We start from the raw sequence: 25,420 nt of genomic DNA, 5'->3' as shown, positions 1-25,420 counted from the left end.
AAATTGATTGCTCAAAAAGGAGCTGGATTTACAAAAATTTCTTTTCGATGATATCCATAAAACGGTCTTCGTAATCTTGTTTTCCAACCCAATTGTTATAATCTGGTTTCACCATTTCTTGAACGAAATCGCGAGTTTCATAAAAAGAATTAAAGGAATTTAACTGACTTAAAACTCTATTGTAATCTTCGCTACTGTTCCCAAAAAGATGTTTGATAAATGCCAAACGGTCATTCAAATCGATGTTTATTCCTTTGGCCAGTTTATCGTTTAATGAAACTGCTTTTACAGCTGGTATTTCATTTGTAGTTTCTGCAACTGGCTCTGGCGTTGTAACTGGTTTAGCAACAACTTCCTCTTCTATTTCAAGATGCTCTATTGCTGGAGTATTTTCAACTGCTTGTTTTTTTACAAAAAGCGTATCATGGTAATCGCCTCCTAATAAATCCTGAAAAGAAATCTGAATAGGTTCCTGATTTACTTTTTTAGGTGTTTCTTCAACCGTTTCTATCTCTTCTGAAAGTTCAAATGCTGGTTTAAATTCTGCTTCAAGTACTGGCTGCTCTGCTTCTATTTCTAAATCGGTTAAGACCACTGATTCTTGAATTTCTTCGATAATTTCTTCCTCAGCGTCCGTATTCGTTTCTTCAGGAGCTACTTCTACAACTTGTTCCTCAGCTGCTAGTTCTGGTTCTTCTAATATTAGTGTCGCTTCTTCTAGCGGTGTCACTTCTTCTGGAACCTCTTGATTTACTTCTGGCTCAGGAACTAGAACTTCTGTAGGTTCAACAATACTTGTATTTTCGTTATCAATTGCAACGATTTCATTTTCAATAGGTGTATCAAGTTTTTTAAAAACTTCAACTACTTGGTCTGTCATTGCAGCAAGTCCAATAGTTGGTTTTACATCCCCAAAATTCTCCTCTACAAAGCGTAAAACAGTAAGTTTTTCATACAGTTTTTGGGTCTCAAAATACAATTGATTGATATCGGATTTGTTTTTTAGCTGTAATATTCGGTGTGCAATACTGATCAAATCGGCTTCCAATTTCTTTTTCATAACTGTTGACATTATAGCGTTTTAGGTAGTTTTTATTGTTTTATTATTTGTTTTGGGTGCTTTGTTGAATTGTTTCAAAACCCATTTCTAGAAATCTGCTACTTTTATTTTTTTGAAATAAGTGTTCCCGAATCTAGGATTTGATATAAATTGTATACTTTTGAAACGACGTAAAAGTATAAAATTTTTAAGTCTAAAATTCTATTACAAAGTAATAAAAACTATTCATTTTTTAAGTCAGAAAAAAACAAAATGTTTCTCGAAAATACAGTAAATCATAAAGAACAATTTGGTTGGATCGAAGTCATTTGTGGCTCCATGTTTTCGGGTAAAACCGAAGAGTTAATCCGTCGTTTGAAAAGAGCACAATTTGCCAAGCAAAAAGTAGAAATTTTCAAACCATCAATAGACACGCGCTATGACGAGGAAATGGTAGTTTCTCATGATGCCAATGAAATTCGCTCTACACCCGTTCCTGCTGCAGCAAATATTGCTATACTAGCACAAGGCTGTGATGTTGTGGGCATTGACGAAGCACAGTTTTTTGATGATGAAATTGTAAAGATCTGCAATGATCTTGCAAATCAAGGAATCCGAGTGATTGTTGCAGGATTAGACATGGATTTTAAAGGAAATCCCTTTGGGCCCATGCCTGCTTTAATGGCAACTGCTGAGTATGTAACCAAAGTACATGCGGTGTGTACCAGAACTGGAAATCTTGCGAACTACAGTTTTCGTAAAACCGATAATGACAAACTAGTAATGCTTGGCGAAACCGAAGAATACGAACCTTTAAGCCGTGCCGCTTATTATCATGCGATGCGGAAAGATCAAGAGAAAAAATAAAAATCCTCTCCCTTCGCGACGTTTCGGGACTCTCCGAGGGAGAGTGAGCTAAAACTAGATTGAAATATATAAAAAGAAACCCTTTCAAAATTCATAATTTTGAAAGGGTTTGTTAGTTACTTTAAACAGTGGTTTTTAATTTAATTCACCGAATATTTACTTTGTTTAACCAGCAATTTAGCTACTTGATTATTAATTTAATCAGTAGATACAGTATTTCCTGCATTAATCAAAGTTTGTTTGTCTATAATTCCTTGACCTGTTGGAGGTGCAGGTGGTTTTTGACTATTTAATGATATAAATTTTCCTGAAGAAGGAAGTGTTGTCAAAAATTTATTCAAAAGTGTATTTATTTGCGAACTTGGTAATGCATTTCCACCAAGAAAAATGGGGCCACAATTAGATAACAAGGGTAATCCAATAGATGTTAATGATAAATTACCATTAATGCCTAATTCATTTTTAACATTTGCAAGCATAGGAAAACTAATCGAAGTTATTATTGGGTTTTTACTAATATTAATTTCTGAGATAGTTGTTAACACCGGAAATGATATTGAAGTTAACACTGGGTTTTCATCAATTGAAAATTCACCATTTGACGGTGTTATCTTTAATACTGGAAATGAAAGGGCGTTTAAAGCTTCGTTGTCTGCAATATAACAGACTTCATAAATTGCTGTAAGACCACTCAAGTTAATACTTGTCAAATTAGTGTTTTCAGATATACTTATATTAATTAAACTTGTAATAGCGCTTAAATCCACAGTAGTCAATCCAGATGTATTTTTGATATAAATATTTTCAGTATACGGCCCAAATTCTGCTGCAATTTGTGTTGCCGCTTGTGCATTTGTAATATTTCCAGTTATTACGATAGACGTTTTTCCTTTGTTTTGACTACTTCCGGCATATAGTGCATAAGGCACACTCAATAATTGACTCGTGCCACTTATAGTATAATTAGTCCCACCAGTAGGATCGGTTTCAGTTTTTATAAAATAAGTGCCTGTTCCCCAATTTATCCCTGCAAAAGTTCCTGTCACAGGTGCTCCGCCTCCAATGGCTAAAGTTGCTAAACCGTTGGCATTTGTAGTCACCGTCTGCGTTTCTACATAGGTTGCTGTTCCGTTTTCAGAACCTTGCAGTATACTGATTTTCAAACCAACCACTGTATTAACTACAAGTGTTCCATCGGTTTTACGAATTACCGATTGGTAACTCATTTTTTGAGGAGCTTGTGCAAAAAGTATACTGAAAGTAGATAATAATAGTACGATAAGAGTAGTTTTTTTCATTTTGTTAATTGTTATTTTTTGATAATTTTAAAAGTTTTTATTGTCTTTAAACCATTTGTTATGGTAAGAAAGTAAATACCGCGTTGTAATTCTTGCATCGATATGCTTGTTTCAGAAGTTATCATTTTTTGAAGTTTTGATAATGTTTTGCCATTAAGATCAAAAAGCTGATAAGACATCCCGCTCCATTTTTCATCGCTCACTACAAGATTAAGAACATCTATAGTTGGGTTCGGATATGCAGACATGACAAGGTTAATTTCTGCAAAATCATTATTGCCCAACGTTACAATTTCATAAGCTTGTTGAACTCCTGCAGTAACATTTCCGCCAGAACTTATTTGACTTGTAAAAGTTGTTTGCCCAATAGAGTAACTGGCAGTTCCACCCGTTCCTGTTGCAGTACCGCCAGAAACAGTCACGCTTTCTTGCGAATAGCTTTTAACGACTGAAATACTTGTGAGAAATAGAATAAATAGATAATAATTGTTGTTTTTCATTTTAAATATAGTTTTTTAATGAAATTAAGACTACGAACTTTACAAAGGTGCATTTACAATCTTCTTGTATTATAACACCTGCAATTTGAACCAATTTAATTTCTTGCACAATACCCACTTTTAATGATATTGTACAAAAAAAATAGGACAAACTTGCCCATAAACAAATTTGTCCTCTTCTTTTTTTTAAAACCAAAATTTTACATTTTCTTCCTCATTCTCGCTACAGGAATATCCAGTTGTTCTCTGTATTTTGCAATGGTTCTTCTTGCAATTGGATACCCTTTTTCTTTAAGAATTTCGGCCAGTTGATCGTCTGGAAGTGGTTTTTTCTTGTCTTCTTCTTCAATGGTGTTTTGTAGAATTTTTTTGATTTCTAATGTCGAAACGTCTTCACCTTGATCATTTTTCATAGCTTCTGAGAAGAATTCTTTGATCAATTTAGTGCCATATGGTGTTTCTACGTATTTACTATTGGCCACACGAGAAATGGTAGAAATGTCAAGACCCACCATATCAGCAATGTCTTTTAAGATCATTGGTTTCAACTTGGTTTCATCACCATCAAGAAAGAATTCTTCTTGGTAATGCATGATCGCATTCATGGTAACAAATAAAGTTTCCTGACGTTGACGAATGGCATCAATAAACCATTTAGCCGAATCCAGTTTCTGCTTAATAAACTGCACTGCATCTTTCTGCTGCGCTGATTTATCGCGTGAATCTTTATAGGTTTGCATCATTTCCTGATAATCCTTGGAAACGTGCAGCGATGGCGCATTACGTCCATTAAGAGTCAGCTCCAGTTCGCCATCTACAATTCTAATGGCAAAATCAGGAACTACATTTTCGGTTACTTTATTGTTTCCGGTAAATGAACCGCCTGGTTTTGGATTCAGTTTCTCAATTTCGTGAATGGCTTTTTTAAGCTGTTCATTAGAGACACCGTATTTTTGAAGTAATTTGTCGTAATGTTTTTTAGTAAAAGCATCAAACTGATTTTCGATGATATCGATAGCTAAATCAACGGACTCAGTAGGTGTTTTGTGCTTGAGTTGTAGCAGTAAACATTCTTGCAAATCTTGTGCACCCACACCTGATGGTTCTAGTTCGTGGATAACATGGAGCATTTTCTGCACCATTTTTTCATCAGTGTAAATGCCTTGCGTAAACGCCATATCATCAACCATATCCGCTATACTGCGGCGGATATATCCCATGTCATCAATACTTCCTACTAAGAATTCAGCAATTTCGCGCTCTTCATCATTTAAGATAAAAGTATTCAACTGATTGATTAAATCTTGGTGAAAACTAATTGGCGCAGCAAATGGTGTTTCGCGATCATCATCATCGTCACTGTAATTGCTGGTTTGTGTTTTATAATCAGGTGTTTCATCGTTGCTTAAATACTCATCTATATTGATATCTTCGGCATCAATTCGTTCTGATTCGGCATCGTCATAATCATCGTAATCTTCGTTTTCGAACTCGTCTTTTTCGTATTCATCTTCTTCCTTTCCTGATTCCAGTGCAGGATTTTCGTTCATTTCTTCGAGTAAACGTTGCTCAAAAGCTTGCGTAGGCAATTGAATTAACTTCATCAGCTGGATTTGCTGTGGAGATAATTTTTGTGATAATTTTAAATTTAAGAATTGCTTTAGCATTTTATATTTTGTTGTTTTTGTTTCAGGTTTAAAGTTTCAGGTTGTTGAACTTGAAACTTTAAACCTTGAACTTGAAACTTTTTTTAGAATTCCGCATTCATTGGTGTTCTTGGAAAAGGAATTACGTCACGAATGTTAGTCATTCCGGTTACGAACAATACCAATCTTTCGAACCCAAGTCCAAAACCAGAGTGAACTGCAGATCCGAATCTACGAGTGTCTAAGTACCACCATAATTCTTCTTCGTCAATTCCTAAGGCTTTCATTTTTTCGACTAAAACATCAAAACGCTCCTCACGCTGAGATCCACCTACGATTTCTCCAATTCCAGGGAACAAGATATCCATAGCGCGAACTGTTTCTCTGCCAGGTTCTGTATTGTCATTCAAACGCATGTAAAATGCTTTGATATTGGCTGGATAATCAAACAAGATTACCGGACATTTAAAGTGTTTCTCTACCAAGTAACGCTCGTGCTCACTTTGTAAATCAGCACCCCATTCGTTGATGATATAGTTGAATTTTTTCTTTTTATTTGGTGTAGAATCTCTTAAAATATCAATAGCTTCTGTATAAGAAACGCGCTTGAAATTGTTCTCTAAAACAAAATTCAATTTTTCTAGCAAAGCCATTTCACTGCGCTCCGCTTGTGGTTTTGATTTTTCTTCTTCTAACAAACGACCTTCTAAGAATTTCAAATCCTCTGGACATTTGTCCATTGTGTATTTTATCACGTACTGAATAAAATCTTCAGCTAAGTCCATGTTGTCATTCAAATCATTGAAAGCAACTTCTGGCTCAATCATCCAAAACTCCGCAAGGTGTCGCGAAGTATTTGAGTTTTCAGCTCTAAACGTTGGTCCAAAAGTATAAATCTGACCCAAAGCCATTGCAAAAGTTTCTCCTTCTAATTGTCCAGAAACCGTAAGATTGGTTTCTTTTCCAAAGAAATCTTCTTTGTAATTTACTTTCCCATCCTCAGTTCTTGGAGTGTTGTCAAATGGCAAAGCAGTAACTTTAAACATTTCACCAGCACCTTCAGCATCAGATCCTGTGATGATAGGTGTGTTTACATACACAAAACCTTTCTCTTGAAAATAGCTATGAACGGCATAAGAAAGTACAGAACGTACTCTCATAATAGCACCAAAAGCATTCGTACGCACACGCAAATGCGCATTTTCACGCAAGAATTCTAGTGAGTGCTTTTTAGGTTGCATTGGGAATTTCTCCGGATCAGAGTCTCCTAAAATTTCCAATTTTGTAACCTGAATTTCAAATTTTTGACCTGCTCCTTTACTTTCTACCAAAGTTCCCGTTACAGATACTGCAGCTCCGGTTGTAACACGTTTTAAAGTTTCGTCTGGCGTATTTTCAAAATCCACCACGCATTGAATATTATTGATTGTTGAACCATCATTCAACGCGATAAATTGATTGTTTCTAAAAGTTCTCACCCATCCTTTTGCATTTACTTCATGAAGTGTCGTTGTACTGTTTAGTAAGTCTTTAACTTTTGTATGTCTCATTTTATGTGAATTGTTGATATTAAAAATTGTCTCGTGACTGAACTGCAAATATAAATGATTTGTTTGAAAAGTCCTTGTGTAAAATTTAGGAATGAGGAGCTGCTTCCCGCTATTCATTACAATCTTATTGTTTTTTGCAAGCAACAACAATAAGGATTTCCATTTCTATCGGGGCTAGGGAGCTAGTTTCAGGACCTATTTTAGATTAATAATTGGAAGTATCTTCTTTTTGAAGCTGTTTAAAAACTTGGCTATCCGCACAACACTTTGTATTTTTGCCCCATGAACGACAATTTTGTAACAGAGTATTTCGGCATTGGCATCCAAAACGGTAAAACACCCGAAAATCTTGGTGTATTGTGGCGCACCGCACAAAACCTGGGTGCAAGTTATATTTTCACCATAGGAAATCGATATGCCAAACAGGCTTGTGATACGCACAATGCTGTAAAATCTTTACCGTATTTTCATTACGAAAATTTTGAGGATTTCTACAACAACTTACCCAAAGGTGCTCGATTGGTAGGCGTGGAACTTGATGAACGCGCTACCGATTTAGAAACATTTGAACACCCTAGACGCTGTGTCTATTTATTAGGAGCTGAGGATAACGGACTCTCCAAGGCTGCTATTGCCAAATGCCATCATTTAGTCAAATTCAAATCTGAGAAAAGTTTGAATGTATCTGTTGCAGGCAGTATTGTACTTTACGATCGTGGCCTTGCAAAACCAAGATCGTAAAGCATGAAGTGAAATTCTAATACTGATTTAATTTATTTTTTTTGTTCTAATTCGTCAATTTCGGCATCGCTAGGTTCAATGATGTCAATTTTAGGCTCAATAAAATCTTGTTCGTTTGCCAATGTTTTATTTAAGGTAAGCACCAATGCAGGTAGTAACATTAAATTAGATAGCATTCCGAATAATAATGTCAAGGAAATCAATCCGCCTAGTGCAATAGTACCTCCAAAACTAGACAACATAAATACCGAAAAACCAAAGAACAATACAATAGAGGTATAAAACATACTCAAGCCCGCATCCGTAAAAGTTGCATAAACGGATTTACGAATCTTCCAGTTATTTTTCTTTAATTCCTCTCGATATTGCGATAAGAATCGGACGGTGTCGTCTACTGAAAGTCCAAACGCAATTCCAAAAACCAATATGGTTGACGGTTTTAAAGGAATATCAAGAAAACCCATCAATCCAGCGGTAAGCATCAACGGAAGTAAATTTGGAATAATAGAAACCAAAACCATCTTGAACGAACGGAACATAAATGCAATTAAAAGCGCCGTTAACAAAAATGCAAATGCCAGCGACGAAAGTAAATTATCTAGCAAGTAACCAGTTCCTTTTTGGAAAACCAAAGCTTTTCCTGTAATGGTTACTTTATATTGATTGGCTGGGAAAATCTTATCCGCTTTCTTCCGAATTTCCGCTTCTATTTTAGCAATTTTATCGCCACTTTCATCACGCATGAAAGTAGTAATTCGGGCATATTGACCGGTTGCATCCACATAGCTTTTCATTACATTATCTTTCGAATTTTTAGTCGAATTTTTAGCATACGATAAAATAAAAGATTGTTCCTGTGAGCTAGGCAATTCATAATAATCAGGATTTCCGTTGTAATACGCTTGCTTGGAATACTTAACCAGATTGACAATTGAAATAGGCTTAGACAATTCTGGAACCTCATCAATAGCTTCCTCAAGTTCCTCCATTCGCTTCAGGGTAGACAATTTCATAACCCCTTTTTTGCGCTTGGTATCAATCATAATTTCAAGCGGCATCACTCCATCAAACTCTTTTTCAAAAAAAACAATATCCTCAAAAAAGGCTTCTTTCTTAGGCATGTCCTCTATTAAACTTCCCGAAATTCGCATTTCATATATCCCTATAATACTCACAACTAATAGAGATACGGCTACTACATAGATTGAAAATCGATTGTATTTTACATTTCTTAAAATCCAATCCATGAAAACTTTAACGTAGTTGCGATCCAAGTGCTCAATGTGACGCTCCTTAGGTGCTGGAATAAAACTATGAAAAATAGGGATTACAATGATACACAAAAAGAAAAGCGCCATAATATTGATGGATGTTACCACTCCAAACTCTAATAACAATTGATTGTTTGAAGCAATAAAGGTGGCGAAACCTATGGCTGTGGTAAGATTAGTCATTAAAGTTGCCATTCCTACCTTTGTAGTTACACGTTGTAAGGCTTTAGCCTTATTATGGTGAATTTTATATTCTTGATGGTACTTATTGGTCAAGAAAATACAATTCGGGATTCCAATTACGATGATTAAAGAGGGAACTAAAGCCGTTAAAACCGTAATTTCATAATTCAACAATCCTAAAAACCCAAAAGACCACATCACACCAATAATTACAATAATCATAGATATTAAAGTGGCTCTAAAACTTCTAAAAAAGAAAAAGAAAAGCAATGAAGTTACCAGTAAAGAAGCACCTATAAAAATGCTAATTTCATCCGTAATGGTTTTTGCATTCAAGGTCCTGATGTATGGCATGCCCGAAACTCGCAAATCAATTCCGGTTTCTTTTTCAAAAACTTCGACTGCAGGGACTAGTTTCTCTAAAATAAAATCTTTTCTGGCGGCTGTATTTACAATTTTCTTGTCCATGTATACCGCAGAACGAATACTTCCTGATCTTTTATTAAATAGCAAACCCTCATAGAAAGGCATATCATTGATAAGTTCCTTCTTTATGGTTTGTAAATAGGCAGGATCCAATGTTTTATTTTGGTCAATAAAAGGAACTAGTTCAAAGGTTTCAAGGGATTCATTTTTTTGAAGCTTTTTTAAATCATTAAGAGATACCACAAGATCTACAGCGGCATCCTTTTTTAAAGAATTCATCATTCTAGACCAAGAAGCGAATGCCTTTGGGGTGAATATAGCATCATCTTTGACACCTATAATGACAAGATTCCCTTCTTCTCCAAATTTATTTAAAAAAGCATCGTACTCAACGTTTACAATATTGTCATTAGGTAATAAATTTGCCTCGGTAAAAGTAAAATGAATATTTTTCCATTGTAAAGCTAAAAGTGCTGTTATTACCACAATAATAGACAGCATTAAAATTCTATTTCTAAGGACAATACGAGCAATTAACTCCCAAAATCCCAAACTAAACCACTTGATCATATTTCCTATTTATCGGGCGCAAAGGTAATTAAATCGACTTCAAATCATGGGTAATCTTTAAAAGTTTTTCTTGTGTTTACTGGATTTTAACGGTTGTTTTTTATATTTACAATTAATTAATTTTAAACTGTAAAATTTATACATTTGGTTTTACCATCTTTGTCATAATTAAAAAAATAATTTGTATCCACAACACTATGAAAAAATATAAAAACTCAATTTTTTACTTGGTTGTGACTGGCGTATTTCTCTTTTTGATGTATCTCATTATCAATAAAGGAAAAACGCTCGAAGCTAATGAAACAATTGTATCCCCAATTAGTGACAAAGGATCTTGGGGCGATTTCATTGCCTCTATGCTTCATAATTTTCAGGATCCATTGGCCATACTATTGGCTCAAATTATCACTATTATTCTTGTAGCACGCATATTTGGATGGATTTTCAAAAAAATTGGTCAGCCCTCAGTAATAGGAGAAATTATTGCTGGTATTGTTTTGGGACCCTCTTTATTGGGTTTGTATTTCCCTGAAGTATCTGCTGCATTGTTTCCAGTAGCATCTCTAGGAAATTTAAAATTTTTAAGCCAAATAGGACTGATCCTTTTTATGTTTGTAATAGGTATGGAGCTGGATTTAAAAGTCTTAAAAAACAAAGCTAACGAAGCCATTGTAATCAGTCACGCTAGTATTATTATTCCGTTTACACTGGGCATAGGGCTTGCCTATTTTGTGTACAATCAATTTGCTCCAGAAGGCGTTAAGTTTTTATCTTTTAGTTTGTTCATGGGTATTGCACTAAGCATCACTGCTTTTCCAGTACTGGCGCGTATTGTGCAAGAAAGAGGCATACACAAGACAAAATTAGGCGCTATTGTAATTACTTGCGCAGCAGCAGATGATATTACTGCTTGGTGTATTTTAGCAGTAGTAATTGCAATTGTAAAAGCGGGAACCTTTGTCAGTTCACTATACATTATCATGCTTGCAGTACTATATGTTGCAGCAATGATCTATATCGTAAAACCATTTTTAAAGAGAATTGGAGATTTATATGGAACTAAAGACAGCATTGTAAAACCTGTTGTAGCCATCTTTTTTTTGGTGTTAATTGTATCCTCTTATGCAACAGAAGTAATTGGAATTCATGCTCTTTTTGGAGCTTTTATGGCAGGAGCTATTATGCCAGACGTGCCTAAATTTAGAACCATATTTATAGAAAAAGTAGAAGATGTTGCCCTTATCCTACTTTTACCGCTATTCTTTGTGTTCACAGGATTAAAAACCGAAATTGGTCTTTTAAACGATCCTTATTTATGGAAAATAACGGGTTTCATAATTCTTGTAGCCGTTGTAGGTAAGTTTTTTGGAAGCGCACTAGCAGCCAAATTTGTGGGTCAAAGTTGGCGCGATAGTTTTACAATAGGAGCCTTGATGAACACCCGAGGATTGATGGAGTTAATTGTATTGAATATAGGTCTAGAACTAAAAGTACTTACACCCGAAGTTTTTACAATGATGGTTATAATGGCACTCGTAACTACATTTATGACAGGGCCTGCACTAGATCTTATTAATTATATTTTTGACACAAAAGATGGTCCCGAACAAGCTGATCTATCAGATGATTCCAAGTTTAAAATACTAATCTCTTTTGGCAACAATGAAAAAGGAAAATCACTGCTGAGAATTGCAAATAGCTTGGTAAAAAAACAAAAAAATACCGCTAGCGTTACCGTTATGCACTTGTCTTTAAGCGACGAAGTACATAGTTTCAACCTAGAGGACAAAGAAAAAAACAGTTTTCACCCTTTGGTTGAAGAATCTCAAATTCTAAAACAAGAAATCACTACCGTTTTCAAGGCTACAACAGATATTGAAACTGAAATTGCCGATGTTGCTAATCAAGGAGATTATGATTTATTGCTAATAGGTTTAGGAAAATCTATTTTTGAAGGTACTATCCTCGGAAAAGTGATTGGGTTTACCACTAGAATCATTAACCCTGACCGTTTAATAGATAAGTTTACAGGTAAAGAAGGCTTGTTTGAAAATTCACCATTTGATGAGAGAACAAGACAAATCATTTCCAAAACCAAAATGCCGATTGGAATTCTTATTGATAAAGATCTACAACAAGTAAATCAAGTTTTTATTCCGGTTTTTAGTTCTGAAGATTATTTTTTAATGGACTATGTTCAAAAATTAATTTACAATAATAATTGCAAAATTATACTCTTAGATGTTAATGGAAGATTAACTACTAATTTTGTGATGAATAGCGCCATCCAATCACTAGAACAACAATTCCCGAACAACATCAGTGTTATTACCGATAAGATTATCAAAAAAGATTTCTTAGATCAGCAAGATTTAATGCTTATTAGCCTTGAGAGCTGGAAAGCACTTGTAGATTCAAGAAGTACTTGGTTGAGTGGTGTTCCTTCGGTATTAATTGTTAAGCAATAATTATGAATTGGGTCTTACTGGTAATTGGGGGTCTTTTTGAAATAGGTTTTGCAACCTGTTTGGGCAAAGCCAAAGAAAGTTCAGGTGCTACAGCAACAATATGGTTGATAGGGTTTTTAGTGTGCTTATCTATAAGCATGCTATTACTTTACAAAGCCTCTCAAACATTACCCATAGGAACTGCCTATGCCGTTTGGACAGGAATTGGCGCAGTAGGAACCGTTCTTGTTGGGATTTTTGTATTCAAAGAACCCGCTGATTTCTGGAGGATATTTTTCATCACGACCTTAATAAGCTCCATCATTGGATTAAAATTGGTGTCCAGTCACTAATATTTACATGACTGTTAACCCAATTAGGATGGAAAATGATTACTTATCGTACTTTTTAATTTCAAAATTCTCTCCATCAAAAACGCCATAGGTAAAATATACAATCCAATCTCCTAAGTTGACATACTCTGCATTTTTACCAACGGAAACTTTCATCGGTAAATGGCGGTGACCAAAAATAAGGTAATTGTAGTGCTTGGTTTCTAGTTTTCTTTTGGAATACAGAATAAGCCATTCTTTGTCTTCGCCAAGAAAAGTCACATCTTCATCACCCGAAATCAGTTTGTTTTTGACCGATAAATATTGTGCCAATTTCACTCCAATATCCGGATGCAACCACCTGAAAAGCCATTTGAAAAAAGGATTAGTAAAAACTTTTTTCATGCGTTTGTAACCCTTATCACCAGGACCTTTTCCGTCTCCGTGACCAATGAGGAATGTTTTGTCTCCAAAAGTGTATTCTTGATTGTCATGAAAAACTGGAATGTTCAATTCCTTCTGGAAATAATCAGCCATCCACAAATCATGATTTCCCACGAAAAAATAAATAGGAATCCCACTATCTCGCAGTTCTGCAAGTTTACCCAAAACACGGATGAAACCTTTTGGGACAACCGTTTGATATTCGAACCAAAAATCAAATAAATCGCCTAATAAAAATAGGGCATCGGCATCACTTTTAATTTCGTCCAGCCACGCTACAAATTTTTGTTCTCGGGGATAACTTAGCTCAGGCGTTGGCGCACCAAAATGCTGATCAGAGGCAAAATATATTTTTTTGTTAGGAGGTACAGTCATGAAAATAAACTAAATTTTAGATATTGTCGCTCGCAAACCATTCTGCAAAAGACGATTCAGTTTCTTGTAATTTCAACGAAAAGAGCGCAATTCCTTCTGGAAGTCTATTACTGATACGTTGCGCAAAATCAATAACCATGTTCTCACTTGTGGGTTGATAATCAACTAGAATAACATGATGCCCGCGGGCGATCAACTCATTAGCCAGATCAATATGAGGTGTTGTTCCGTTAAAAACTGTGGCGTGATCAAATTGATCTACAATTTCTTCTTTTACAATTTTCTTTAAATCCGTAAAGTCAATTACCATTCCGAATTTCACGTTAGAACGGTCAGTAATTGGCGTACCTATCACGGTTACTGACAATTTATAACTATGTCCGTGCACATTTTTGCATTTGCCGTCATAGCCATACAAAGCGTGACCAGTCTCAAAACTAAATTGTTTTGTAATTCTAATATTGCTCATTGGGATACATTTTGGTGCAAACTTAGTGATTTTTTGAGTTCCCGAATAATCTTTATGCACCAATACACTTTAATCCCAATAAAACGGCTAACTATCAGAAATAAACACATTAGAATAACAGGTTATATCCGATTAAAATTTACAATAAATTAACACACTAAAACTATTTTCTTACATTTATATTTTATATTTGATATTCAAATAATTGATATTAAAACGGTAGCCTTTTTATTTTATATAAAAAGTGCCTAGTAGGCATTTTCAATAATTTGAGTAAACTAACTAACCAATACTATTTACTTTTATGAATAAAATTACTTTAGCTTTTTTTCAAGCAAAAAACAAAACAACAATCAAAGGATTGTTACTATTGTTTGCCTTTTTATTTTTGAATACACAAGCGAGTTGGGGGCAGGTTAACATTACTCCTGTTCGTACAGATGTTTCAGGTTTTGCAACTTGGACTGATACAGGTCTAGCGGGGACTACTTATCTACAGTTGTTGACTGCATCATCGCAAACAATTAGCCCCGCTATGGATTTTGATGGCTACACAGGTGAAACTTTAAATTTTAAGGCAAGAACTTTTGGAACAATAACTTCTGGTGAGCACGTAATCACTGTTTGGATTTCTATTGATAATGGAGCAAATTGGACTAATTTGGGAACAGTAACTCCAACTTCTGGAACTATGACTGCACAAACTCCTTTTAATATAAGTTCATATAGCGGTACTCAAGTCAAAATAAAATTTACTGTTGGTGGAACTTCAAATACCATTGGAGTAGGTATTGACGACATTTCAATAACAGGAATTGTATCTTCTTCTGGCCCCGAAATCAACATAAAAGGAAATGCTGTTTCTATTGTTGATGGAGCAACACCAGCATCTACAAGTAACGCTACGGATTTTGGTACAGTTGCCACAAGCACCAATGTTACCAAAACCTATACAATAGAAAATACTGGCTCTGCAGATTTAGTTTTAACATCCCCTTTTGTACAAAAGTCATTAGGACTAACAGAATTTACAATCACACAACCAACATTAACTACAATTCCTGCAGGAAGCTCAACTACTTTTTCGGTTGCTTTCAACAGTTCAACAGCAGGAACTTTTAACGAAAATATTGAAGTATTGTGTAATGACACAGACGAAGGTGTGTATAATTATGCCATCAAAGCAATAGCAGAAGTGCCAACACCAAACATTGCTGTCAAAGGGAATAATATTAATATCGTATCAGGAGACAGTACTCCAAGTGCTACAGACCTAACTGATTTTGGTACTTCAATTATTAATACAAGCTCATCTAAAAACTTTACAATAGAAAATGCTGGAACCGGTCCTTTAACTGTTAATAGTATTACAATGAATACTGGGACTTCATATACTATAGCAGGTATTGCACTTCCTGCAACAATAGCGGTAGGTGGCTTTACTACATTTACTATAAATTTCAACAGTTTGGTAGCAGGTACTTTTACAGATACTGTGATTATTACAAATGACGACCCAACGGACTCCTCTTATACTTTTAGAGTTACTGCTAAAGCTGTTCCACTCAACTTTGGAGTTGGCGATATTAGCATTATTGCTATGACAACAGATGTTCCTGATAGTTTCTCTTTTGTAAACTGGGTGCCTATTCCTGTAGATGCTGAAATAATTTTCACAGATAACGCATTTGAAGCAGGAGCATTAAAAAACAATGAAAATTCATTAATTTGGAAAAACAACACAGGTACAACAATTTCAATTGGGACAGTTATTCTTATAAATGACACACCATTAACAGATTTAGGTACAATTGTTAGTGGTAACTTGAACGGTTTATCTTCTTCATCTGAAAATCTTTTTATTTACGAAGGATCAGCCTCCAGTCCAAACTTTATTTATGGCTTATCAAACCTTAGTTGGATAACTAGTGGTACGGCAAACACCAATAATTCGTATCTACCAACAGCTTTAAATACCACAAACGGTAATATTGTAACTGGCGATTCTGACAATGTTGAATATAGCGGAACTTTATCTCCAAAGGACGAAAAATCTTCATTCATAGCATACAAAATATTGGTTAATGACCCTGCAAATTGGACAAAAAACAATACTTATTTCGCCCTAAATAGTATAGATTTTGAACTAGCATCCGTATGGGAAACTGCTGCTTGGACAGATGGACTAACTCCAACACTAGCTTTAAAAACGGTAATAAATGATACTTACGGTACAAGCACAAACGGCACATTTACTGCCAAAAAATTAACTGTAAATTCAGGAAAATCTTTGACAATAAACTCTGGAACAAACCTCACTATTCAAAACGAAATCATAAATAATGGCACCGTTACATTAGAAAATAATGCCAACTTAATCCAAGTAAACAATACTTCAAACACAGGTGAAATCACTGTCAATAGAAACGGAGCTTCACTTATGCTTTTAGATTACAGTTTATGGTCTTCACCAGTAAGTGGTCAAAAATTAAAAGCTTTTTCACCTAATACGCTAGACAATCGTTTTTATACGTACAATTCAACCACAAACATTTATGTACCAGTGGCTGCTCCAGCTACTACTGATTTTGCATCAGGAAATGGGTATTTAATTCGTGTTCCAAATGATCATCCTACCACACCTACTATCTGGAGCGGAATCTTTAGAGGGGTTCCAAACAATGGAAACATCTCTGTTCCTGGTTTGACTTCAGGAACTTTTAATGCAGTAGGAAATCCTTATCCATCTACCATCAGCGCTGATGCTTTTATCACTGTTAATAACCTTACAGAACCGTTGTATTTTTGGAGAAAAACAAATGCTGCTACAGGAACTGCTTACGCTACTTATACAATGGCAGGAGCTGTGGGGACACCAGGTAATGGCGGAATCACGCCAAACGGAACTATTCAAGTAGGACAAGGATTTATTGTAAAAACAACTTCAAATTCAGTTGCATTTGCTAATACAATGCGTACTGCCAACAATTCAAATCAAATACTAAAAACTACTACAACTGAGAAAAACAGAATCTGGTTGAATCTATCTAAAGGTACTGAACCTGTGAACCAAATGATGGTTGCTTACATGGATGGCGCCACTAGCGAAATTGACAATACATTAGACGGAAAATACATCAATGATAATGAAACTGCTCTAACCAGTTCTTTAAAAGGAGAAGAATTTGTTATTCAAGCCAAAGGATTACCATTTGATTCTGGTGACATTGTTCCTTTAAGCTTTAAAACAGAACTTGCGGGTAGTTTTACCATTGCAATAGACAAGGTAGACGGTTTGTTTTTAGGAAACCAAGAAATTGTACTTAAAGATCTAAAAGCAGGAACAGAGCAAAACCTTAAAACAGGTTCATACACATTTACCAGTGAAGCGGGAACTTTTAAAAACCGTTTCGAAATTGCTTTCAAAAACAACCAAACTTTAGATATCAACACTCCTTACTTTGATGAAAATAGCGTAATTGTCTTCAATCAAAACGGAACATTAAACGTATCTACAGGAAAAAATGCTATCAAAAACATCCGCGTTTTTGATATAAGAGGCGTTTTAATTGCAGAACAAAAAGAGGTAAATGCAAATACAGCAAGTATCAAAAACGTTACGGCAAGCAAACAAGCTGTTTTAATCCAAATTACTTCAGAAGATAATAAAACGGTAACTAAAAAAGCTATTTTTTAGGCTGTAGCCAATAAAAAACACATACTGGAATTAAAATTTTAAAATTAAATCATGAAAAACATAGTAATACAATTTTATATCGTTGCTTTTTTTATACTCTCTAGTGTTACCATGCTAGCACAAGCTCCGGGAGACACTGATGGTACAACCGGCGGACTAGAAGGAGCTGATGCTCCTGCAGCACCAATAGATGATTACCTTTTGCCAATGGCACTAGTGGCTATTTTTGCGGGATATAAATATTCTAAAAACACGGCTCAAAAAACAGTTTAAATAGAGTTGATTTTAAAACTGTAACCCAATAAAACCCCCCGAAAAAATAATTTTCGGGGGTTTTGCTATTTTATATTGAGATACTAAATCATGAATTTGAATGGCTCGTTATTTCATTCTATTTTTTAAACTGTGCTAAAGCATTTTTAGTAAATTCAGACAAAACCAACTTCCCCGAAATAGCGGCACGATCTAATAAAAGCGTGTCCCAATGTTGTGTTCCTTCCCACAGTACTTTTTTCATTTCCAGTAATGCCTCGGGGTTATAACTTGACAAGGTATTGCTAAAGTTACTTACTGCAAGATCCAGCTCCTCTATACTATCACAAACTACGGCATAGAGCCCTTTTGATTTGGCCCAGTCAGCCGACTTCCACTCTTGTGCCGCAAGAGTCATTTCAGACATTGCTGTTTTCCCTATTTTTCGGGTCACAGCAGGTTCAATTACAAACGGACCTATTCCTATGGCTAGTTCTGATAATTTAATTGCGGCATGCTGCGTAGCCATCGCGTAATCACAAGCCGATGCAATTCCTACTCCACCTCCTACTGCTTTTCCATGCACTCTACCAATAATAAGTTTAGAACAGTTGCGCATGGCATTTATCAAGTTTGCAAAACCAGAGAAAAAATGTGTCCCAGCAGCTTCATCTTGTACTGCAAGCAACTCATCAAAAGAAGCACCTGCACAAAATACTCCAGTACCACTACTTTGAATCACAATTACAGACACGTTTGGGTTTTGGTCTAATGTGCTAAATTCAGCTGTCAAGCGATTTAATAGTTCTCTTGGAAAGGAGTTACTCGAGGGATGACTAAAAGTTACCGTTGCTACTCTATTATTGATGCTGGTCTCTAAGGAACCCATTGCGTTTTCAGAAATCATACTTTTTTTGGGTAAAGTTAAAAAAAGTAATGCGGAATTCACCAACTCCTTGTAAGAATGAATTTGTCTTTAAAATTTGTTTTTTGGTAGATTTAAATAGTATATTTGCGCACACCTTGGGGGATTAGCTCATTTGGCTAGAGCGCTTGCCTGGCAGGCAAGAGGTGGTCGGTTCGAATCCGATATTCTCCACCAATGATAACAAGGCTTTACAGAAATGTAAGGTCTTTTTTAATTTTACGACTGCAACTATACTGCAACATTTTATATTTTTGTATTTATGGCTGACCAACAAAACTATATTATCCTTTTTAATTTACAAAATCTACTAACTTTTAAAAATATTGATTTTTTGAAAGAAACATTTATTTTGAAAAATCTAAAACATGAAGAAACTCCTATACATTTAAATACTGACATTGGTATAATTGAATACTATGACGATTATAATGAAGAATACATAACGATAAAATTTGAAGACCATTTAAAAGAGATACTTTGGAATGAAACTCAAATTATTAAGAAGGATATAGATTCAGTAATTATTTCATCAGATTCAATTCAGAAGAATAAATTTATAGAATATATAAAAAAAACTATCAGCTATATTCAAAGTAAAGAGGATGATTTGCTTCAAAAATTCACTATTTGCCAGAAACCCTTTGAAGAAATTGTTTCATATTTGAACGAAAAATATAAAATTGATTTATATAATACAGCTTTAATAAACTTGACCAATTCTTTCTTTAAAGTTAAAGTAAACATTAAAAAGAGTAAGTTTTACGAATTATATAATATTACTGCTGATAATGACATAATTGATGCCGACCAAATTTCTAAAGAATCTTTTGTTTCGGTTTTAACCGATAATGACACTAATGAAAAAATTCAATTCAATTGTAAAAACGGATTAGCAATGAAATATCTTGAAACAATAAATGTTTTATTTGATAATTTAACTGGTAAATCAATTGAAAGTTCTAAAAGATTTTACACAAAAGGAGGTAAAACACTAATAACCGAAACTAATTACAACAAGGCAAAAAATGATATTTCAGATAAGGAAATTGATAAACTATCTTCATTTATTAAAGATTTCAAACTATTGTAAGCCAAAAACATTACACTTCCCCTTACACCTTTCTTACACTTTTTCATAATACGCTTTTTTGTAAATTATCTTTGTACAAGATTTTTGCAAAAATCAACGAGTTTTCTTTTAATAATTTAATTTTAAGAATATGGAGAAGAACACTTTATCAATAAGTGATGAGTTCCAAAATATGGTAATATTACCACAAAAGGAAATGTTGAGTTTCAAACAAGCATTGGATTATTTAGACGTTAGCATTAGTATGTTGTACAAACTAACATCAAGTAGATTGATAACTTATTCCAAGCCAAATGGTGGCAAACTCTACTTTAAAAAATCCGATTTAGATGATTGGATGAAACAAAATGAATTAAAATCTATCAGAGTTTTAGAGAATGAAATAAATAACCATTTAAAAAAATAAAGATGGAAAGAAGATTAATTAGTAAAGAAATTTACAAAAACTTACCAGAGGAATTAAAATCAATAACTGAATCATTTGAAGGTCGAGAAAAGGATATTGTTTTAATGTCAAGTATTGGAGTATTGAGTAATTGTTTACCAAACATTAAAGGTTATTATGATGGCGATGATGTTTATTCAAATCTTTATGTTTTAATAGTCGCCCCACCTGCTAGTGGAAAGGGTGTTATGAATTATTCGAGAATTTTAATAGACAAAATCCACAACAAAATATTAGAAGACAGCAAAGCTGAATTAATTTTGTGTGAGAACAGCAAAAAAGGGAATAAAGAATCAAAAAATGAAGTTTGCCCTAATATCAAAATAAAAATTTTACCAGCAAATGTAAGTACAGCAGAAGTATATTCATTCTTAGGTAGTTCAGAACACGGATTATTAATAATGGAAAGCGAAGCCGACACACTTTCCAGTATGTTAAATAATGATTGGAGTAATTATTCTGATGTCCTGCGTAAGGCTTGGCACCACGAACCTCTTTCTATTAGCAGAAAGATGGATAGTGTTTTTGAAGAAATCAGTGAGCCGAAATTGTCAATGGTAATTTCAGGCACTCAAAATCAACTACAACCACTAATAAAATCAAAGGACAATGGTCTTTTTTCAAGATTTATAGTTTACAGCTTCGATGAAATAGCAGAATTTAAAAATGTATTTGCTGTAAAATCAAAAGAAAACAGAATCGCATTTGAAAATTTATCAAATGATATTTTTAATTTATACGGTGAATTATCAAACTTGAAAAAGCCAATAGAATTTCAATTTACAGAAAATCAAATAAAAAGATTTACCAGTAGGTTTAAATATATTAGAGCATTTATAATAGATAAACATTCTGAAGCTTTCTTGTCTAATCTTAACAGACATGGATTAATTATGTTCAGAATATCAATGATTCTAACTGCATTAAGATTTAAAAGTAAACTTGCAGAAACAGAAACTTTAGTTTGTACAAATAGAGATTTTCTAATTGCATTAGAATTAACAGATACTCTTTTAAGACATTCTCAGTTTACTTTTGACACCATTGAAAGTGGCGTTTTATCAATTCAAGATGAAGAAATTTTAGATGAATTGAGAGACCAATTTACAAGACAAGATGTGTTAGAAGTTGGAATAAAAAGAAATATCCCGAAAAGGACAATTGATGATAAATTATCACAATTTCAAAAAAAGAGATTTATCAAGAAAGTTAAAAAAGGAGTTTTTAAAAAATTATAATGTAAGTATGTAAGACCTGCAACTTATGTAATACCGCCCCTATCCTTGGGGCGGTTTAATCTAAAAATTTAAGAAATTATGACAAATGCAAGTATCAAAATCGTACTTGGTAGTAAACCTATGTCCAATGGTTATCATACGGTATATTTAAGTGTAATAAAAAATAGGAAACGAAAAAATATCAGTTTGGGATTAAAATGTTTAAAAGAAAATTTTGGAAACGAACAATTCACAAAAAAGCACAATGACTATAAAGCCGAAAATTTACTTTTAAACAATTATAAATCAAGGGCAAACCAAATTATTAGAGATTTTCAATTAGATAATTTAAATTATACTTTGGCAGATTTTGAAGTAAAGTTTAGAGGAACTGATGCTATAGAAAAAGACATCAATGTTATTGATTTTTACAATGAAATTATTGATGAAATGACAAGGTCAGGAAATATAAGTAATGCCAGAGCATATCAAAGCACCCGAGATTCAATTGTAAAATTTAAAGGAAAAAAAATAAAATTCAAAGATATAAACACAACATTTTTAGAAAAATATGAGGTGTTTCTTCGTGAAAATGGAAATCAAAATGGCGGAATATCATTCAAAATGCGAGGCTTTAAAGCACTATTCAATAAAGCAAGAAATAGGCAAATTATACCTAAAAATCCTTACCCATTTGAAAATTACAAAGTTTCAAAATTGAAAGGGGCTACTACTAAAAGAGCATTGACGATTGAAGATGTTAAGAAGGTTTTAAAAATAAATATCTTGGAATATCCACATTTACAAAATACGTTTAATTATTTCTTGTTTTCTTATTATTGCAGAGGCATTAATTTTATTGATATGATGAAATTAAAATGGTCTAATATACAGGGGGAAAATATTTACTATACTAGAAGTAAAACCAAGAGACAATTTGTTATAAGAATACTTGAACCAGTTAGTTTGATTTTAAACTATTACAGAAAATCACAAATTAATTCACAATTCATTTTTCCAATTTTAGTCGATGAAAATATGAATCCGACACAATTTGCAAATAGGAGAATAAATACTTTAAAAAAATTTAATAATGACTTAAAGGAATTAGCAAAAATAGCTGGAGTTGATAGTAATATTTCCAGTTATGTAATCAGGCATTCATACGCAACAAATATGAAGTTTTTAGGGGTATCGTCTGACATTATCTCACAATCTATGGGGCATTCAAACGTAGAAATTACACAATCTTATTTAAAAGAATTTGAGAATGTTACGTTAGATATTGAAAACGAAAAATTACTGGATTTATGATGAATTTTAACCTGTTTACTCAAGATTTGGATATTATTGTAGGTCCGAATAAATTTCACAATTTTAGAGAAGCTGCCGAAATTATTAATCAAAAAGGTCTAGGTCAAAAAAATCTCTTTAAACTTTTGCGAGAGAAAGAAATACTTGACAGATACAACTTGCCATTAGACGACTGGAAAGAAAGTGGTTTTTTTGAGGTTACTCAAAACCGTTACCTTACTGTTTTAATATCATCATACGGTATAAAGTATATTCAAAAATACATTTTGTAATTATACAACTTACATTTTTAACCAAAGGTTAATTTCATTTTGAGATTAACCTTTTTTCATTTAAAAATTAATCAATTCAAATTAATATTAACAATTTTAAACATTTAACTCATGGAATTAAGGAAGTCAGAAAGGAAGAAAGCCAAAATAAAAATGGCAATACAAGGTCCTAGCGGGTCAGGTAAATCGTACTCAAGTTTACTTTTAGCACAAGGACTTACAAATGGAGATTTTAGTAAAGTAGCTGTAATTTGTACAGAAAACGGTAGTGCAGACATCTACAGCCATCTTGGGCAATATAATGTACTTACATTGAAACCTCCTTTTACTTCAGAAAATTATGTAAAGGCTATTGAAGTTTGTGAAAAAGCAGGAATGGAAGTAATAATCGTCGATTCTATGTCACATAACTGGGAGTGTTTGTTAGAATATCACAGTTCATTAGCTGGAAATTCGTTTACCAATTGGTCAAAAATTAAACCATTAGAGAAATTGTTTATTGACAAAATTCTTCAATGTGATGCCCACGTTATAGCTACAATTCGCACAAAACAAGACTACGTTTTAAATCAAAAAGATGGAAAGTTCATTCCTGAAAAAGTTGGCTTAAAAAGTATTCAACGTGATGGTATTGATTTTGAATTTACAATTGTATTCGATATTGATATTAAAAATTTTTGCGTCAGTTCAAAAGACAGATCAGGATTATTTTTTGGTAAACCAGAGTTTATAATCAATTCCAATACAGGTAAAAAAATATTGGATTGGTGCAATAGTGGAACTAATTTACAAGATGCAAGAGGTAAAATCACAGCCACTAAAACCATTGATGAATTAAAAGTTCTCTACAACCAATACAGCAGTTGGAGGGAATTATTGGAGTATGATTTCAAACTTCAAAAAGAAACTATCAATGCAAAAGAATTATTGTTAAACCCTCAAACTTTCTCAACAAATGGACACACTCACCATTGAATCAAGAATTAATCAGGATGTTTATGTATTACAACCTGTAAAGCCAGTTTTAAATTTGGAAACTATCAGTAATCATTTTAAACCTACTGGTAATTTAGAAGTTCCAACCGTTACCACAACAGTAGTAAAAAAATCTATAAACAATCCTTTTATCGAAGCCAATACAGAAGTTTCAACTTTATATCAATTAGAAAATGAATGTACTACAAGTATTTTTGCCAAAGATAACGAATTGACAATTCCACATCAGGATTTTATAAAAGCTACCCAAGATTGTGTTCATGAAGTTTTTGGTAACGAAGAAATATTAGAACCTGATATTCGTGTGTCCCATATTTTAAAAGGGAGGACAGCCGAAGCATTAAGAAAACCAGTACATGAACTTTTGCCACATGAAAAAACTTTGAATTGGGAACGTATGGCTTTTTGTATAGAAATTCCATCAATTACTAGAGTGATTGGCGGGAATACGTTGACTTTATGCGTTGGTGGTGTGAGAGCTTTGAATCATCAAAATTTGTACAGTAAAAAAAGTCCAGAACGCTTTAAAGCATTTATTGGCTTCAGGAATTTAGTTTGTTTAAATACTTGCATTTCTACAGATGGTTTTTTGAGTGATGTAAAAGTTATGAGTGTTGATGAGCTAAAAAAGCATATTTTGCAATTACTCAGTTCATACGATATGGAAAATCACTTTACACAAATGCAAAGTTTAGAAAACCAGTATTTGACTGAAACTCAATTTTGTCAAATCTTGGGTAGAGGAAGATTATATCAACATTTACCAAAGAATTTAAAAACAGAAATCCCAGAACTTCAATTTAATGATGGTCAGTTAAATGCAATTGCCAAAGCCTATCTTGAAGATGAAAACTTCTGTAAAGAAACCAATGGCAAAATAAGCCTATGGAAATTCTTTAATCTTTATACTGGTGCAAACAAATCAACTTATATCGATTCATTCCTAGAGAAAGGATTGAATGCGTTTGAGTTTACTCAAGGCATTCAAAAAGCACTAGTTGGTAGTGGAGACTACAATTGGTTCTTGAATTGAGAAGAACCCAACTCCTTA

At 33.7% G+C, this 25,420-nt stretch carries 22 protein-coding genes and 1 tRNA gene; 14 read left to right on the top strand and 9 right to left on the bottom strand.

Going from position 1 to position 25,420, the window contains the following annotated elements:
• Nucleotides 1-28 precede the first annotated feature (28 nt).
• Nucleotides 29-1,060 (bottom strand): hypothetical protein, encoded by a 1,032-nt coding sequence (locus FJV36_RS02715; RefSeq protein WP_158730215.1) that lies wholly within the window; start codon nt 1,058-1,060, stop codon nt 29-31.
• Nucleotides 1,061-1,312: 252 nt separating this feature from the next.
• Here FJV36_RS02715 and FJV36_RS02710 point away from each other — a divergent pair, with 252 nt between their 5' ends.
• Nucleotides 1,313-1,906: a thymidine kinase gene (locus FJV36_RS02710; RefSeq protein WP_158730216.1), complete on the top strand. Its 594-nt coding sequence runs from the start codon at nt 1,313-1,315 to the stop codon at nt 1,904-1,906.
• 197 nt (nt 1,907-2,103) lie between these two features.
• Here FJV36_RS02710 and FJV36_RS02705 read toward each other — a convergent pair whose 3' ends face one another.
• From FJV36_RS02705 to asnS, 4 genes are all read right to left on the bottom strand, one after another.
• Nucleotides 2,104-3,204: a hypothetical protein gene (locus FJV36_RS02705; RefSeq protein ID WP_158730217.1), complete on the bottom strand. Its 1,101-nt coding sequence runs from the start codon at nt 3,202-3,204 to the stop codon at nt 2,104-2,106.
• Between the two features lie 11 nt (nt 3,205-3,215).
• Nucleotides 3,216-3,704, bottom strand: coding sequence for a T9SS type A sorting domain-containing protein (locus FJV36_RS02700; protein ID WP_158730218.1), 489 nt, complete (start codon nt 3,702-3,704; stop codon nt 3,216-3,218).
• A gap of 200 nt (nt 3,705-3,904) precedes the next feature.
• Nucleotides 3,905-5,371, bottom strand: a complete 1,467-nt coding sequence (rpoN, locus tag FJV36_RS02695) for an RNA polymerase factor sigma-54 (RefSeq protein WP_158730219.1) — start codon at nt 5,369-5,371, stop codon at nt 3,905-3,907.
• 83 nt (nt 5,372-5,454) lie between these two features.
• Entirely contained in the window at nt 5,455-6,900 is a 1,446-nt protein-coding gene (gene asnS / locus FJV36_RS02690; protein ID WP_158730220.1) for an asparagine--tRNA ligase, read from the bottom strand.
• A gap of 282 nt (nt 6,901-7,182) precedes the next feature.
• On the opposite strand from asnS, the gene FJV36_RS02685 reads away from it, so the two are divergent.
• Nucleotides 7,183-7,641 (top strand): RNA methyltransferase, encoded by a 459-nt coding sequence (locus FJV36_RS02685; RefSeq protein ID WP_086454513.1) that lies wholly within the window; start codon nt 7,183-7,185, stop codon nt 7,639-7,641.
• Between the two features lie 32 nt (nt 7,642-7,673).
• Here the strand turns inward: FJV36_RS02685 and FJV36_RS02680 are convergent, their stop codons facing one another.
• On the bottom strand, nt 7,674-10,091 hold the full coding sequence (locus tag FJV36_RS02680; RefSeq protein WP_158730221.1) for an RND family transporter: 2,418 nt from the start codon (nt 10,089-10,091) through the stop codon (nt 7,674-7,676).
• A gap of 197 nt (nt 10,092-10,288) precedes the next feature.
• Between FJV36_RS02680 and FJV36_RS02675 the strand changes: the two genes are divergently transcribed.
• Together FJV36_RS02675 and FJV36_RS02670 are read left to right on the top strand one after the other, a co-directional pair.
• The gene (locus FJV36_RS02675) at nt 10,289-12,559 is read left to right on the top strand and encodes a cation:proton antiporter (RefSeq protein ID WP_158730222.1); all 2,271 of its coding nucleotides are present in this window, start codon (nt 10,289-10,291) and stop codon (nt 12,557-12,559) included.
• 2 nt (nt 12,560-12,561) lie between these two features.
• Nucleotides 12,562-12,891, top strand: a complete 330-nt coding sequence (locus tag FJV36_RS02670) for a multidrug efflux SMR transporter (protein ID WP_086455006.1) — start codon at nt 12,562-12,564, stop codon at nt 12,889-12,891.
• A gap of 39 nt (nt 12,892-12,930) precedes the next feature.
• On the opposite strand, the gene FJV36_RS02665 is transcribed toward FJV36_RS02670, so the two are convergent.
• Nucleotides 12,931-13,689, bottom strand: coding sequence for a UDP-2,3-diacylglucosamine diphosphatase (locus FJV36_RS02665; protein WP_158730223.1), 759 nt, complete (start codon nt 13,687-13,689; stop codon nt 12,931-12,933).
• Between the two features lie 16 nt (nt 13,690-13,705).
• Nucleotides 13,706-14,158, bottom strand: a complete 453-nt coding sequence (locus FJV36_RS02660; protein WP_158730224.1) for a 6-carboxytetrahydropterin synthase — start codon at nt 14,156-14,158, stop codon at nt 13,706-13,708.
• Between the two features lie 304 nt (nt 14,159-14,462).
• Here FJV36_RS02660 and FJV36_RS02655 point away from each other — a divergent pair, with 304 nt between their 5' ends.
• On the top strand, nt 14,463-17,855 hold the full coding sequence (locus FJV36_RS02655; RefSeq protein ID WP_158730225.1) for a choice-of-anchor D domain-containing protein: 3,393 nt from the start codon (nt 14,463-14,465) through the stop codon (nt 17,853-17,855).
• Nucleotides 17,856-17,906: 51 nt separating this feature from the next.
• A complete protein-coding gene (locus FJV36_RS02650; protein WP_158730226.1) occupies nt 17,907-18,128 on the top strand; it encodes a hypothetical protein in 222 nt (73 codons plus the stop codon).
• Nucleotides 18,129-18,246: 118 nt separating this feature from the next.
• Here FJV36_RS02650 and FJV36_RS02645 read toward each other — a convergent pair whose 3' ends face one another.
• Nucleotides 18,247-19,014 carry an enoyl-CoA hydratase/isomerase family protein gene (locus FJV36_RS02645; protein ID WP_158730227.1) on the bottom strand — a complete coding sequence of 256 codons (768 nt, stop codon included), beginning with the start codon at nt 19,012-19,014 and terminating at the stop codon, nt 18,247-18,249.
• A gap of 118 nt (nt 19,015-19,132) precedes the next feature.
• Between FJV36_RS02645 and FJV36_RS02640 the strand changes: the two genes are divergently transcribed.
• The 8 genes from FJV36_RS02640 to FJV36_RS02605 all read left to right on the top strand — a co-directional run bounded on the left by FJV36_RS02640 (nt 19,133) and on the right by FJV36_RS02605 (nt 25,402).
• Nucleotides 19,133-19,209: transfer RNA gene (locus FJV36_RS02640), tRNA-Ala, on the top strand.
• A 157-nt stretch (nt 19,210-19,366) separates the two neighbouring features.
• Entirely contained in the window at nt 19,367-20,125 is a 759-nt protein-coding gene (locus tag FJV36_RS02635; RefSeq protein ID WP_158730228.1) for a hypothetical protein, read from the top strand.
• Between the two features lie 130 nt (nt 20,126-20,255).
• Nucleotides 20,256-20,531, top strand: coding sequence for a helix-turn-helix domain-containing protein (locus tag FJV36_RS02630; RefSeq protein WP_158730229.1), 276 nt, complete (start codon nt 20,256-20,258; stop codon nt 20,529-20,531).
• A 2-nt stretch (nt 20,532-20,533) separates the two neighbouring features.
• The gene (locus tag FJV36_RS02625) at nt 20,534-21,808 is read left to right on the top strand and encodes a DUF3987 domain-containing protein (RefSeq protein ID WP_158730230.1); all 1,275 of its coding nucleotides are present in this window, start codon (nt 20,534-20,536) and stop codon (nt 21,806-21,808) included.
• Between the two features lie 78 nt (nt 21,809-21,886).
• Nucleotides 21,887-23,101, top strand: coding sequence for a site-specific integrase (locus tag FJV36_RS02620; RefSeq protein ID WP_158730231.1), 1,215 nt, complete (start codon nt 21,887-21,889; stop codon nt 23,099-23,101).
• On the top strand, nt 23,098-23,373 hold the full coding sequence (locus FJV36_RS02615; RefSeq protein WP_158730232.1) for a phage antirepressor KilAC domain-containing protein: 276 nt from the start codon (nt 23,098-23,100) through the stop codon (nt 23,371-23,373). Before FJV36_RS02620 ends, FJV36_RS02615 begins: the two co-directional genes overlap by 4 nt.
• A 111-nt stretch (nt 23,374-23,484) precedes the next feature.
• Nucleotides 23,485-24,348, top strand: a complete 864-nt coding sequence (locus FJV36_RS02610; protein WP_158730233.1) for an AAA family ATPase — start codon at nt 23,485-23,487, stop codon at nt 24,346-24,348.
• Nucleotides 24,329-25,402 (top strand): DUF3871 family protein, encoded by a 1,074-nt coding sequence (locus FJV36_RS02605; RefSeq protein ID WP_158730234.1) that lies wholly within the window; start codon nt 24,329-24,331, stop codon nt 25,400-25,402. Before FJV36_RS02610 ends, FJV36_RS02605 begins: the two co-directional genes overlap by 20 nt.
• The last annotated feature ends 18 nt before the right edge of the window (nt 25,403-25,420 follow it).

The organism is Flavobacterium sp. I-STPP5a, from assembly GCF_009764685.1.
Classification (GTDB): Bacteria; Bacteroidota; Bacteroidia; order Flavobacteriales; family Flavobacteriaceae; genus Flavobacterium.
The sequence above is the reverse complement of the archived record's forward strand: the minus strand, read 5'-3'. Positions and strand labels throughout refer to the sequence as shown.